11 protein-coding genes and 1 pseudogene are annotated in these 14,298 nt (G+C 57.2%); 3 read left to right on the forward strand and 9 right to left on the reverse strand.

Annotated elements, in window-relative coordinates; translation table 11 throughout:
- Positions 1-124: 124 nt before the first annotated feature.
- A complete protein-coding gene (locus NZ823_06945; protein ID MCS6804867.1) occupies positions 125-1,507 on the reverse strand; it encodes an ATP-binding protein in 1,383 nt (460 codons plus the stop codon).
- Between the two features lie 366 nt (positions 1,508-1,873).
- On the opposite strand from NZ823_06945, the gene NZ823_06950 reads away from it, so the two are divergent.
- Complete coding sequence (locus NZ823_06950; protein ID MCS6804868.1) at positions 1,874-2,587, forward strand: MBL fold metallo-hydrolase; 714 nt, start codon at positions 1,874-1,876, stop codon at positions 2,585-2,587.
- A 172-nt stretch (positions 2,588-2,759) separates the two neighbouring features.
- Here the strand turns inward: NZ823_06950 and NZ823_06955 are convergent, their stop codons facing one another.
- From NZ823_06955 to NZ823_06980, 6 genes are all read right to left on the reverse strand, one after another.
- Positions 2,760-3,677 (reverse strand): ATP-binding cassette domain-containing protein, encoded by a 918-nt coding sequence (locus tag NZ823_06955; protein MCS6804869.1) that lies wholly within the window; start codon positions 3,675-3,677, stop codon positions 2,760-2,762.
- Positions 3,653-5,965 carry a molybdopterin-dependent oxidoreductase gene (locus tag NZ823_06960; protein ID MCS6804870.1) on the reverse strand — a complete coding sequence of 771 codons (2,313 nt, stop codon included), beginning with the start codon at positions 5,963-5,965 and terminating at the stop codon, positions 3,653-3,655. Before NZ823_06960 ends, NZ823_06955 begins: the two co-directional genes overlap by 25 nt.
- Positions 5,966-5,997: 32 nt before the next feature.
- Entirely contained in the window at positions 5,998-6,453 is a 456-nt protein-coding gene (locus tag NZ823_06965) for a (2Fe-2S)-binding protein (GenBank protein ID MCS6804871.1), read from the reverse strand.
- Positions 6,454-6,457: 4 nt separating this feature from the next.
- Positions 6,458-7,318, reverse strand: a complete 861-nt coding sequence (locus NZ823_06970; GenBank protein MCS6804872.1) for an FAD binding domain-containing protein — start codon at positions 7,316-7,318, stop codon at positions 6,458-6,460.
- Positions 7,319-7,452: 134 nt separating this feature from the next.
- The gene (locus tag NZ823_06975) at positions 7,453-8,424 is read right to left on the reverse strand and encodes a glycosidase (protein MCS6804873.1); all 972 of its coding nucleotides are present in this window, start codon (positions 8,422-8,424) and stop codon (positions 7,453-7,455) included.
- Complete coding sequence (locus NZ823_06980; protein ID MCS6804874.1) at positions 8,408-10,717, reverse strand: glycosyltransferase family 4 protein; 2,310 nt, start codon at positions 10,715-10,717, stop codon at positions 8,408-8,410. Before NZ823_06980 ends, NZ823_06975 begins: the two co-directional genes overlap by 17 nt.
- A 183-nt stretch (positions 10,718-10,900) precedes the next feature.
- Here NZ823_06980 and NZ823_06985 point away from each other — a divergent pair, with 183 nt between their 5' ends.
- Positions 10,901-11,989 (forward strand): glycosyltransferase family 4 protein, encoded by a 1,089-nt coding sequence (locus NZ823_06985; GenBank protein MCS6804875.1) that lies wholly within the window; start codon positions 10,901-10,903, stop codon positions 11,987-11,989.
- A gap of 11 nt (positions 11,990-12,000) precedes the next feature.
- Positions 12,001-13,215 (forward strand): hypothetical protein, encoded by a 1,215-nt coding sequence (locus NZ823_06990; GenBank protein ID MCS6804876.1) that lies wholly within the window; start codon positions 12,001-12,003, stop codon positions 13,213-13,215.
- A gap of 373 nt (positions 13,216-13,588) precedes the next feature.
- On the opposite strand, the pseudogene NZ823_06995 reads toward NZ823_06990, so the two are convergent.
- Positions 13,589-13,983 (reverse strand): annotated as a pseudogene (locus NZ823_06995) (PIN domain-containing protein).
- Entirely contained in the window at positions 13,983-14,264 is a 282-nt protein-coding gene (locus tag NZ823_07000; GenBank protein ID MCS6804877.1) for a hypothetical protein, read from the reverse strand. Before NZ823_07000 ends, NZ823_06995 begins: the two are co-directional and overlap by 1 nt.
- Between the last annotated feature and the right edge of the window lie 34 nt (positions 14,265-14,298).

Raw genomic sequence — 14,298 nt, forward strand, 5'->3', positions numbered from 1 at the left:
ACAAAGCAGAAACACAGCAACTCGTCATCGCGCTCGTTGCGATTAGCACGGCCTCAGCAGACGCCCATGAGGCAGACTCAGACTGTGTGACCTCTGGATTGTGAGCGTTGGCGCAGGTTCGCGCTTATGTTGATTCGACCGGCAGCTCGATGATGAACTCGGCGCCTCCGCCATCAGCATTGCGCGCGCGCAAGCGTCCGCCATGTTCTTGCACGATGTTCTGCGAGATGGCCAATCCGAGGCCGGTTCCTTGGCCGGCTGCTTTGGTAGTGAAGAAGAAATCGAAGATGTGGCCGAGATGTTCTTCAGCAATCCCCGGACCGGTGTCGCGGATAGAGATGCTGACCCACTGGTTCGGCGATTCGGCCACATACGTTGTGGTTAGCGCCGTGGTCATTTCGATCCGCCTTGGCGGTTTTGTTTCAATCATCGCTTGTTGGGCATTGACGATGATGTTCAAGAACACCTGCTTCAACTGATCAGCGTTGGCAATGACCGGCGGCAAGGTCGGAGCCAAGCGGCGCACGATCTCAATCTGACTGGTGCGGAGCTCGTACTCCTTCAGCGCGACTGTTTCTTCGAGGATGCGATTAACGTCGCACCGTTCTTTGACCGGTTCTGTCGCGTGAGCAAAGGAGAGCAGATTCTGCACAATTTTTCGCGCCCGATGCGCCTCGCTCACGATGGTCTGAACGTCGCGTCGCAGCTCGTCGCTGAGCTGCTCGTTCATCAAGACCAACTCAGAAAACCCCAACACGGTCGTCAGCGGGTTGTTCAGTTCATGAGCGACGCCGGAAATGAGTTGGCCAACGGCGGCCATTTTCTCCGAGAGTAAAACTTGTGCTTGAAGCTCGCGCCGTCGGGCAACTTCATTCCACAGCTCATGCAACGCGCGCGTGTGTGTCTCGCTGATGGCTCGCCAGGTGGCGCGCAGCGCCTGCACGGTTTCTCTGGCGGCTGGATCATGGCCCAGTTGGCGCCGCAGGTCTTCGGCAACTTGATTCATGCTTATGCCCAAGCTGATGTGTTGAGCCAGACGTTCGGCCAATTGACAGGCCGATCCATCCCAAACAGCCACGGTGCCGCGTCGCGCCAGGCATAAGACACCGGCGGCCTTGTCAGGCGGCGTCAAGGGCGCGTAGATCAGTTCCGTCAATCCCGGCAAGATGGGAAAGCTTGATGTCAATTCTTTCGGCGACAAGTAGACCAGTTGTTGGCGACTCCACGCCCAGCCGGCGGGTAGGCTCTGGCAAAGTTGTTCAAGCTCAGCGTGTGTGAATGCAGCATTGGGTTGATGAACAGCGATGAGGCGCAGTGGTTCGGTGTCATATTTGCGAGTGGCAATCAGGCTGGCCGAGGCATCGAGCCACGCGGACGCCTGTTGCAAAATAGGCAAAAAGCCATGATCGGGTTCAGCCGCCCACGATGCCTGAGACGATTCATCGCGGCCGGATTGGTGGTTTGGTTGGTGGGATGAGCTTGCTTTGGATTCCGCCGGTAGAGTCATGGCTACGCTTTGTTGTCCCTCACTGATTCGCTGCTCGGCTCGATGCTCGAGCTGCTACATCACCGCCACGCTGACCCACGACCTCCCCCGTGCTTTCACCCCTCCGAGCCTATTTCAGTTCTTGTGGCCGGTGACAGTATCCAACCTCGCACAGCCCAAAGTCAAGCGAGAGTCGGGGCAGGGCATTGCTCAACCCTTTCACTCTGAAGAATGCAAGAAGCCGGAGAGCCATCGGAACACGCCACGCCTGTTCGTTGCCGCGTCTGCGCCTGAGCGTGAAGTATGAAGATCGGAAACAGCTTAAGCTTGCCTCCAGCAGCCGCTGACGTCTAGCTCGACGAAGCGCCGGATGCTATGATACGGTCTATGACACAGAACTTATATTTTCGACAATTGCTGGCTGGTCGTGATTTTGCCAGGCGAAATCTTATTGCGGCGCAGATGGTCAACTTTGTTTACCTGCTCGGCGATCAGCAGACGAGAGAGTGCATGATCGTTGATCCGGCCTGGGACATTGATGGTTTGCTTGAGATTATCGAGCGCGACGACATGCGCCTGATTGGCGCGCTGGCCACGCATTATCATCCTGATCACGTGGGCGGCAGTTTCATGGGATTGGGCATTGAAGGTCTCTCGACGTTGCTGGAACGTGTCGGCGTCAAAGTCCATGTCCATCGTGACGAGGCGAGTGGGCTGAAAAAAATCACCGGCCTGTCAGACTCCGATCTGGTGCAACATGAGAGCGGTGATGTGATCGAAGTCGGTCAGCAGCGCATTGAGTTGATTCATACGCCAGGCCATACGCCCGGCAGCCAGTGCTTTCTGGTTAACGGTCAACATTTGGTCTCTGGCGACACGCTGTTTATCAACGGCTGTGGCCGCGTTGATTTGCCGGGGGCTGATCCCGAAAAAATGTATGAGAGCTTGACCCAGAAACTGGCCAAGCTGCCCGACGAAACGATTTTGTATCCCGGTCACGATTATGCCGACCGTCCAACCAGCACCATCGGCGAGCAGAAGCGCACCAATCACTATTTGCGCATCAGCAGCCTGGATCAATGGCTCAGACTGATGGGTTGAAACGCATTTGCGCATCAGCAGCCTGATGGGTTGAACCGCACACGCGGGTGGAACGACTTGGCCATTGGATAACCGATTCACTGCGAGCTGTCTGCCGATCACAGTAAAACGAGCCGCACGGATCAAGTGCGGCCTATTGGCGCTGCTGCTGTTCCATTGGCGGAACTGGGGATTAACTAACGATGAGTTCTTCAGCCTCGGCTTCGACTCGTCCGAGGAATCGCTGAACGTAATCATCCGATGAGTTGAGCATCTCCTCAACGGTGCCTTCAAACGCAATGCGATGATCGCGAAGGATAATGAAGCGGGTGTTGTCCAGTGCGAAATCTTGCCATTCATCGCGGTGTTGCGCGATCACCTGACCGGTCGCATCGGTGGTGTAGCGAACGGATGATAAGAAATGCACATCGTCCATGCGGTGGGTGACGTAGATGGAGGCGACTTGACGAATGTCCCGATATTTGGCCGCCAATTCACACAAGCGGCGAGCCGACGGGGGGTCAAGTCCGGCGCTCGGTTCGTCGAATAAGAGAATGCGCGGATCGCCGACCATCGCTCGCGCAATGGCCACGATGCGTCGTTTGCCGCCGGACAGGTCCGAAGCTGGACGGTCTATATCTTCAGTGAACTCAGCGAAGGCCAGTTGCCGATGGACTTCCTCGTCAATTTTTTCCTCGGGCCACCCAGCTTCGATCAGGCGGTAACCAACGTTATCACGGATGCTCAAGCTATCAAACAACGCGCCGCCTTGGAACACAATGCCCATTTTGCGCCGCACATTCAACAGTTTCTCTTCAGGCATCCGCGTGATTTCTTCGTCATCAATCCAGATTTCGCCGCTATCAGGTTTGATCAATCCTAACACGAGTCGCAGGATGGTTGATTTGCCGCTGCCAGAGCCGCCCAAAATCACAACCATGTGCCCATAGCTGACCGTGAACGAAATATCAATCAAGACCGGTTCTTCATCATAGGTGTGCTGCACATGGCGCAACTGGACTGCATAGTGGTTGGACTGGGGGTGCGGTTGATTCATCGCAGTGGTCAGACGATGTTGTTCCTGCTTCACCGTTGGTGTAAAGCTCGCCATACTTTTTCCGGGGTGAACGGCAGGTCTCTGAGTCTGACGCCAACGGCATTGGCAATTGCGTTGGCGATGGCCGGCGCCGGTCCGTTGATCGGGATTTCGGCAATCGCTTTGGCGCCAAATGGGCCGGTCGGTTCATACGTCTTTACGAGGATCGGTATGATCTCCGGCATATCCATCGCCGTGAAGATGCGATAGGTCTTGAAGTCGGTGTTGAGCATCCGTCCTTGACCGTCATGCGGCATATCTTCGGTCAGCGCGAAGCCCAGCGCCTGAGTCACTGCGCCTTCGATTTGACCTTCCGCTGCCTGTGGATTGACCGGGATGCCGCAATCAATCGCCGAGACAATTTTCACGACGCGAACGACGCCTGTCTCTGTGTCCACTTCCACTTCAGCGAACGTCGCAGCAAACGGCGGCGGCGAGTCATACGACATGTGTGAAGCGACTGCCATGATTTGAAACTGGTCGCGCTGATAGAGCGCGCTCAAGCAAATCTCTTCGTAGCTGACGCTCTGACCGGAGACCGACATCACGCGACCTGCCTCGCATCGCAAGTTTTCGATATTATCCTCCAGCAATCGGCTGGCTACTTCGAGAATTTGTTGCTTGACTTGCACGGCGGCTTTTTTCACGGCCCCGCCCGAAATGTAGGTCGTGCTGGATGCGTATGCGCCCGGATCAAACGGGGTGAAATCGGTGTCCGAGGAATACATGATGATGCGCTCCACAGGGACGGACAATTCTTCGGCAGCGATCTGCGCCAACACCGTATCGGCGCCGGTTCCAATATCGGTTGCGCCCACGAGCAGATTGAAGCTGCCGTCCTCGTTCATCTTGATCGAAGCCGCGCCCATGTCCACGCCGGGGATGCCCGAAGCTTGCAGGGCAAGCGCCACGCCCACGCCACGTCTGACCCCGGGCCCCTGCTGGCTGCTCGCTGCTTGCTGTCGCTTTTCCTTCCAGCCAATCGCTTCCATGCCGCGCTCAATGCACTCATCGAGTCCATAGCTGCGGATGATCTGCTTATAGCCTTCGCGGCCTTCGCCGAGCACTTCAGCAATCGGCGTCTCGTCGCCTTGCTTGACGACATTGCGTTTGCGAAATTCAATCGGGTCCATCCCGATCAGCTCGGCCAGCTCGTCCATGTGTGATTCCAGCGCGAAGAAGCCTTGCGGCGCGCCATAGCCGCGAAACGCGCCAGCCACTGGCAAATTCGTATAGACAGCGTTGGCTTCAAAGCGGATGTTAGGACATCGGTACAAGGAGAGCGAGCGACTGCCGGTGACGCTCATCACAGTCAGCGAATGAGTGCCGTAGGCGCCACCATTTTCCAGCACGTTCATTTCGATGGCGGTCAAGCGCCCCTCACGGGTAACGCCGGTTTTGAGCCGAATGATTTGGGGATGACGCGTGCGCGCCGCCGTCAGTTCTTCAGCGCGCGTGTATTCAAGTCGAACCGGGCGCCGCGTCAGCAGAGTCAGCGCGCCGCAGAGGTCTTCGATCAAGATTTCTTGCTTACCGCCAAAGCCACCGCCGATGCGCGGCTTGATGACACGAATCCGGCGGACGGGAATATCTAGCACACGAGCCACGATGCGACGCACATGAAACGGCACTTGTGTGCTGGTGCGGATGATCAACCGATCGTCTTCATCCAAGTAGGTGATGGCAATGTGCGGTTCAATCGAGGCCTGCTGCACGTAATGCGTGCGGTATTCTCGTTCAAGGATGTGATCAGCCTGCGCGAATCCCTGAGCCACGTTGCCGACTTCGGCATGCAGATGCGCGATCAGGTTTCGTTGAGGATCATAGACGCCGGAGCAATCCGGTTCGTCATGAATGATCGGCGCGCCCGGTTGCATAGCCTGCTGGGGATCAAAAATCGCCGGTAGGATTTCGTATTCAACATCAATTAACTGGAGCGCCTGCCGAGCGACCTCTAATGATTCAGCCGCTACCACAGCGACGCGGTCGCCAACGTATCGGACTTTGTTGTCAAGCATGACCGTGTCATACGGCGATGGCTCCGGATGACCTTGACCGGCGGTGGCGAAAGGAATTCGCTTGACATCGCGGTACGTCAGCACAGCCGCCACCCCCGGCAATTGGCGCGCGCGGCTCGCATCAATGTTGACGATCCGCGCGTGGGCGTGCGGGCTGTGTAGGATTTTGGCATGGAGCATCCCCGGCAGTTCAATGTCATCCACGAACGCCGGCTTGCCCAACGCCAGCTTGACGGCGTCAACCCGACGTTCACTTTTTCCGACTACGTTGAAATCGTCGCTCATCATATTGCCTGTATCGCTTGCATCGCCTGAATTCAGCGTTGTTGGGCCGCGCGCAACACAGCTTCCACCGGCTTGACGTAGCCGGTGCACCGACAGAGAACGCCGGCCAGCGCATCGCGCACGTCCGCTTCAGTCGGATGCGAATTTCTATCCAGCAGTTCCTTGGCCGCGAGGATCATCGCCGGCGTGCAATAGCCGCATTGAATCGCGCCTGTGTCAACGAAGGCTGCTTGCAGCGGATCTAAGCGCTCCGGCGCGCCGATGGCTTCCAGCGTGATGATGTCAGCGCCATCAGCTTGCGCTGCCAGCATGATGCAGGTGTTGACCAATTTGCCATTGACCAGCGCCGCGCATGCGCCACAATCGCCCGTCTCGCAACCATGCTTGACGCTGTAGCACCGTTGCTGTCGGAGTAGCTCCATCAGCAGCAGGTTTGGCCGAATCTCGAAGGACTTTGTTTGATGATTGATGGTCAACTCGATTCGCATAAGGTCATTGCCTGAGTTGTTCGAGAGCGCGACGAACCAGCACGCGGCACATCTGGCGACGATATGTGGCGCTGGCGCGCACATCGTCAATTGGATCAATGCTCGCGGCGGCTGCGGCTGCTGCCTCGTTAATCGTTGCCTCATCGAGTTTATGCCCGATCAAGAGCGCCTCGGCCGACGCGAGGCGCATGGGCTTGCGCGTCGCTGCGCCGACGGCCAGACGCGCTATTTGACAGCCAATGGGTTGGAGCGCCACCATTGCGCCAACGTGGATGATCGGCAAGCTCGATGCAATGGCTCCGAGCGACAGGAAAGCAGCGCGCGTCTGTGGAGGCGGACTTGGAATGACCACCTCTGTGATGATCGCTCCACGCAACGGCTGTGGCGCTTCTTCGTAGAATGTGTCTAACGAAACCGTTTGCTCGAAGTCACCCACTACGCATAAGCGCGCGCCCAACGCCAGCAGCGCCACCGTCACGCCTGATGAGGGCGCAGCCGCCACGACTTCGCCGCCAATCGTAGAGACGTTACGTCGCATGCGAGACACTGTTGTCATACGGCACGCCGTGGCCAGAATACCGTCAGCCACTTGTTGAATCACGCTGGAATCAATGATCTGTTGGAGCGACGTCGTAGCGCCAATGCAGATTTGGCTGGCGTCACGACGGATGAAATCGAGCCCCAGATGCGTGATGTCAACGAGGTCGGTGATGCTGTCTGAGCCGGTTTCGATCAGGTGCGTGCCTCCGGCCAGCACCGCCGTTGTATCAGGAGTTTGCTTCAGAGCCGTTATCGCTTCACTCAACGTGCTGGGCCGATGATAGCGTTGAAGATTGGCTAGCATAATGAGGCAAGCGCGAAGCATGATACGTTCTCGACGAGAAAAACGCAATGCTCATCGAGGGCGAGCAGAGGGCGATCGCGTCGTGCCGCGCGCAAGCAGCCTGTGCTTGTTTTGGCGTCAGTGTTAACCGACGCGCTGCTCACTTGGGCAGAAGCTCATAGGCTGCGTTCTGGCGGTCGTCCGTTTCGTCGTAGCCAATCAAGCAGCGCGCGAATGCTACTTGTAGCCAGAGCAATGTAGGTATCGGCGCCGCCATAGTAGAGGTTGATGGTGTCGCCATCCGGCCCGAGTGTGTAGCCACAGGGGAACACCACATTGTTGACATCGCCAAAGCGTTCATAAGGGGCCTCAGGCCCGAAAATCCACGTGTCACTCCGGCGCAAACACCGTTCTGGTGTCTCCAGATCAAACAAGGCCAGCCCCAGTCGGTAGAGGCTCCCTGAGGCTGTTTGTCGCACGCCGTGATAAAGCACGAGCCAGCCTTCGGGCGTCTCAATCGGCGGGGGCGATAACCCAATTTTGTTAGCATCCCACCAACCCCCGCGTCGCGCTTCCAGGATCAGTTTGTGACTTCCCCAGTGATATAAATCGGGCGAATAGGAGATCCAGATATGAGCGCCCAGGGCGGTCACCGGCCGATGAATCAATGCCCAATACTGGCCAATACGTCGTGGCAACAGCGCAGCGTCCTTATCTTCTGGCGGCATGATGACGCCGTGGCGCTCGAATGTGCGAAAGTCGCGTGTCAGCGCCAATGAGACGCCGGGGCCGCCACGCGAGTAAGACGTATAGGCAATGGCGTACTGGCCGAGTTCGGGAACATAGGTGATGCGCGGGTCTTCAATGCCCCAGAGCTCCTCTGGATAGCGCTCTGGGTCGGGCATCAACGTGGGTTGGGGATCAATCTGCCAACCATCAATGCCGTTGGCCGAGCGCGCTGCGCACAGGTGGGAGTGGCCTCGCCGGTCTTCGACACGACACAATAGTAGAGTCGTGCCGTCTTCCAGTCGCGTGGCGCCGGCGTTAAACACGCTGTTAGCCGGGTAGGGCCAATCGGCGGCAGTCAGGATGGGATTGTTTGGATGTCGGTGAAAGAGAACTTCGTGATGGTTATTCTGATAGTTCATGGGCACTGGTTGTAGTGTCTGCGCTATTGACGACGTATTCAGATAACCGCATCTGCAAGAGCGCGAGCAAAAACGCCAATGTGGATTCGGCGCCTTGGTTTTGATTGACGCGGTCTGGATGCAGTCCATCGCGGCAGCCGCCAGTGGTAGGATCATACAGCGGCAACCCCAAGTCGTTCCGTCCTAGGAACCACTCAAAGGCGCGTTGAGCTTCGGTATACCAGCTCCGCTCGCCGGTCAGGCTATAAGCTTGCAAACAGGCCCAGACGGTGGCTTGCGCTTCAACGGGTTGCTGATCGAAACGGGCTCTTTCTCCGCCACGCGGATAGAAGCCCTGCGAACCGATAGGGACGAAATGTCCTTCATCCGACCGCTGGATCGCGGTGAGCCACGCAAGAGCTGTCATGCCTGCTGTAAACATATCGGGACGCGCCATATCATGGCCGCTCAGCAGGAGCGCATAAGGCAAGGTCGCATTGTCGTAGGCCAGGATGTCTTCAAACCAGCGCCAGTCGGGCGAACTATGGCTCTGGTATAACTGCATGAGTCGTTCAGCGAGGAGTTCGCGCGCTTGCTGGGCGACGCGGTCGCCGGAAAACCGCTTTAGATATTCGTGGAGGCCAAGCAGGGTAAACGCCCATGCGCGTGGACTCGTCGCTTCCAAGATACTGGGCAGCGCCATGTCAAATAAGCGAGTGGCCATCCCACGTAGGCCCGGCTGTGCCGAGCGCCCAATGACCACACCAAGGCCCCACAACGCGCGCGCATGGCTATCCTCCGAGCCGATCGTCTCAGTCCAACGACGATCATAAGAAAGAAAATTGCGGAAGCGATTCGTCGTCGGATTAAACGCATGCCAGAGAAACGCCAGATAACGGGAGGCCAACGCCAACACCTGCGAGCGTCCGACGGCATGCAGCTCTTCCAGCAACACCGCCGCAATCAGGGCACGGGCATTATCGTCCGTGGTGTAGCCTTCGTTGTAGTTGGGGACAGTGAAGATTGCATGCTGGAGCATGCCCGTGTCATCGCTCAGCCGTGAGAGATGATCCAAGTTGATCGAAGGCAAGTCGCCGCCTTGTTGCTCCAAACTCTTGGCGACAAACATGGGGCGTGGCGCGTGAATTCGCGCTTGCCGAGCGCGCTCGAAACTCTCCAGATACCGCCGGGCGACTTCTGCCCAAATCATCTGCCGCCCGTGCATGTAGGCGCGCTTGCGAATGGCGTGACGTTCAGCTTCGTTTTCCAGCAACGCGATGACTTGCTCAGCGATAGCCTGCGGATCTCGAAACGGCACTAACACACCGCGCCCGTCGGCCAACAGCTCTTCTGCGTACCAGTACGGCGTGGAAATCACAGCTTTGCCTGCGCCGAGCGCATAGGCGAGCGTACCTGACGTGATTTGTTCTTGATTCAAGTAAGGGGTCAGATAGATGTCTGCTGCGCCAATGAACTCAACCAGTTCTTGCAAGCTGACGAAGCGGTTGTGGAAAATCACCTGGCGTTCTACCCGTCGGGCGACGGCCAGCCGTTGCAGGCTGAGCCGATAGGTTTCACCTTCCCGGTCCTTGATATGGGGATGCGTCGCGCCCAGCACAATGTAGACGACCTGCGGATAGCGAGCCGCAATGGCAGGCAGCGCCTGGATGACGTTCTCGATGCCCTTATTGGGTGAAAGCAGACCAAACGTCAGTAGAACAAACCGCCCTTCTACACCAAATTGATCTTTGTAAAAGTTTGGGTCCACGAAGGGAACGTCGGGTATCCCGTGAGGGATGACATCAATTTTCTCAGCCGCCACGCCGTAAATCTCTTGCAAGAATTGGCTGCCCCGCTCACTCATCACGACCACCCGGTCTGACAGATGAGCGATCTCTTCCAGCACTCTTCGTTGAAGGGGGCTTGGCTCGCGAAGAACGGTATGCAACGTGGTGACGACGGGCATGCGCAGCTCGCGTAAGAGCGCCTGAATATGACTGCCAGCAGGACCGCCGTAGATGCCATACTCATGCTGAAGGCAAACCAGGTCTACATTGTTAATGTTCAGAAAGTCAGCCGCTCGCCGATAGGAGGCCAGATCATTTTCAGCCATTTCAAACCGCACGCGCGGCGGATAGGTGTAGCCGGTCTCCGTGTCGTTCACGGCCACGGTGAAGATGTTTGTGCCTGGAGCCTCCGCCGCCAACGCTTCACAGAGGTCCGTGGTGAACGTAGCAATGCCGCACTGGCGGGGCAAGTAGTCGCCAATAACGGCGATTTGATTGATCTGAGTTTTCCGTTTGTATCGTTTCATTGGTTGTTAGCCACGTCGCGATGGGCCGCGTGAGTACTTGAAATACCACCACCCGCTTGTTTGCGAAGCGGCAATTATAGTGATGCGCGCGCGGGGTTATCAAGACAGACTCTGCTCAACCGACCCTCTGACTTGCTGACCGTTGAGTGCAACAGTACCATTGCGCCAGGAGGTGCAAGGACAATGCGAATCGCCATGCTGGCGCCCATTTCCTGGCGCGTTCCACCGCGCCATTATGGCCCGTGGGAGCGTGTCGTCCATCTGCTCACCGAAGGACTCGTTGATCGTGGCGTTGATGTCACACTGCTGGCCACGGCTGATTCCCAAACGCGAGCCAAACTGGTGGCCGTATGCCCCCGCCCATATTCCGAAGACCCGCATTTGGACGTCAAAGTGTGGGAGTCGTTGCACATTGCCGAGGCCTTCGAACGCGCTGCCGATTTTGATCTCATCCACAACCACTTTGATTTCCTGCCGCTGACCTACAGTGCTCTTGTGTCAACGCCACTGCTGACGACCATTCATGGATTTTCTTCGCCGCGGATTCTGCCTGTCTATCAGAAGTACAACGGCCGGGTATACTATGTCGCCATCAGCCAAGCAGACCGCCGGCCTGAGCTCGACTACATAGCTACCATCCACCACGGCATTCCCGTGCATGAATATCGGCTGAGCGAAGTGCCCGGTGAGTATCTGCTGTTTTTTGGGCGGATTCACCATGAAAAGGGCACGGTCGAAGCCATCGAGACGGCTCGTCGTTTCGGGATGAGATTGATCATCGCCGGCATCATCCAAGACCAGGCCTATTTCGATCAGCAGGTCGCGCCGCGCTTGCTCAAAGATCATGTCGAGTATATTGGCCCGGTGGGACCAGAGCAACACAATGCGTTGTTGGGCGGTGCCTACGCCTTGCTTCACCTGATCAACTTCGCTGAGCCGTTCGGTCTGAGCGTGATTGAGGCGATGGCCTGTGGCACGCCGGTAGTGGCCTGCGGTCGGGGCGCCTTGCCTGAGCTGGTGCAGCACGAGGTGACCGGCTTCTTAGTCAACAGTGTAGATGAAGCGGTGGAAGCGCTGAAACGAATTCCTATGATTGAACGCGCGGCCTGCCGGCGCGTCGTTGAACAAAGGTTCTCACAAGACCGGATGGTTTCCGATTACTTGCGCGTGTATGAGCAGATTCTGGCGCGTGAACGCCATCGGGCACGCCCGCGGACACGAGTGGTCTGTGAGCCGCCAGTTGACCAGAGCAACCCCTCAGACGATGACTAACGAATACGGTGATGAGTGACACATTCATTGTAGGCGTGAATTACTGGCCAGCCCAGACAGCCATGTTGTGGTGGCAGCGATTCGATCCCGCTGTGCTGGAGCGAGACTTCGCCCGGTTGAAAGAAGCTCGGCTCGATTATGTGCGCTTTTTCTTGCTCTGGGAGGAGTTTCAGCCTGAGCCTGCGCGGGTTTCACGTCATGCTCTGGGTCGGTTAATCGTGGTGGCCGATGTGGCGCATAGCGTTGGATTGCGGCTGATGCCGACGTTCTTCACCGGCCACATGAGCGGCGTCAACTGGCTGCCGACGTGGATGCTAACGTCGGAGACGAGCGCGGATCGTTTCCCGGTCTTCTCTGGAGGGAAGCTGGGGCATCGTCGCATCAGAAATTATTATCAAGAGCGAACGCTCTGGGAGGCGCAGAAGCAGTTGATTGGCGCTGTCGTTCAAGCCCTGGCCGGTCATCCGGCGCTCTGGGCGTGGGACTTGGGAAACGAATCCTCCAACTACGTTGTGCCGCCGGATCGCCTCACAGCACAACAGTGGCTCTGGGAGATGGTCGAGCAGATCAAACGCTACGACTCCCGCCATCCGGTGACGCTTGGCTTGCACATGGAAGATTTGCAAGAAGACCGTCACTTGGGTCCGGCTGAAGCGGCCACAGCTTGTGATTTTCTCTGCATGCACGGCTATCCGGTTTATGCTCCTTGGGCTGATGGTCCGACTGATGCCGCTTTGTTGCCTTTTCTTGGCCTGCTAACACGCTGGTTAGGTGGCAAGGAGGTTTTGTTTGAAGAGTTCGGTATCCCCACCGAGCCGACGATTGGCCCGCCTTTGTCTGAAGCCGAACGGGTCAAGTTGGCGGGGGTACCACTAGTGAGCGAAGAAGCGGCGATGCAGTTCTATCAACAAGCGGTGGCGTTGCTGCACCGCTATGGGATGATAGGCGCGCTGGCGTGGTGCTACAGCGATTACGATCCGACGCTGTGGACGGAACCACCCTGCCAGCAGAACGTGCACGAACGATTCTTTGGCTTGTTTCGCTACAACGGCTCGGCAAAGCCGGCGGTGTCGGTTCTGCGTGAATTTGCTGAAGCCACGCCTGAGCGCTCAGAGCCTGATCTCAGTTGGATTGATCTGGAGCCGGAGCATTACTATGAACAGCCTGCTCAGCATCTGGTTCGGCTCTATCGGCGCTTCAAGCAGCGGCTTGATCGAGCGACGTAATCACCACGGCTCAGCGGCAAACGTATCAATCATCAACCGGACATCGCCGAGCGGATAAAGCACCGGGCACGTGCAACCAGCCGCGCAATACTCTTGCACTTTTCTCGAGGACCAATACCCAAATTCTTCGCCAGCAGGTCCCACCACGTGCTGAGGCCGAACAGCATGCGATTCGGCGCTAGATCGTCAAGCTTCAAGAACGTTGCGGCGATCAACGCTGCGTTAGCGTCCAGTTATTGATGACACCGCGCTGACCTTGAGCCTGGTTGGTGTGGCCACAAACGCAGCTATCAGCACTTAAATCTGCAGGCTGCGTTCCGACGTCTGCATTCCGGGAATGCAGCGTTCCTAATTGAAGTGGTTTGCTCAAAGATCATAGCTTCAGCAATCGCACGAAGCCCTCTTGCTCAAAGTGGCGATCGGTCGTGAGGGCCTCGGTGATGTTATAGTGTCGCATCAACACGAAACTCACCGCGTCGCACAGGGAGTAGGTCTTGTCGGGTCGCGATTGCAACAAAGCTAATGCGGAACGGTGCAAGGCTTCATCCACCCAAACGACTTCGACCTGAGGATTGTTAGCAAGTCCGCTGCAAACGCCAGCACACGGGTGGGATTGAGCCTACGCGCGTGGCAGAGCGGGACGAATTCTGACAGGATGTAACTATGCGTCAGCCGCGTCGGAGCCGCCTTGAAAAAAGCCACAGCATCTCCGTGTTGCGATTCACCAGCATGGTAGTAGCAGAGAAGCCCAGACGTGTCCAGCAACATCACCCCTCCTCATGGGTGCTAGCGTATTCCCGTGCCAAGTCTGCATCAATGCTCTCATTATCGGCGCCTGTAACATATCCGAGGTTCTCGGCTCCTGCGTGCCGCAGCAGGCGTTCCCAAGCTTCACGGCTCTCTTCCTCTGTCAAAGTTAGACGCGGCTTCGGCCGATGTTTAGCCAAAAACTCAAGCACGTACTGTTCCGTTGTCCCCCCATACTTGGCCGCCATCTGCTGACAGGCCTCATAAACCTCATCGGACACCTGAAAGGTTAGCGTCTTCATGTTTTTCGCCTCCGTTTGTTATTCTACCACACGC

Source organism: Blastocatellia bacterium (assembly GCA_025054955.1).
GTDB lineage: Bacteria > Acidobacteriota > Blastocatellia > HR10 > J050 > JANWZE01.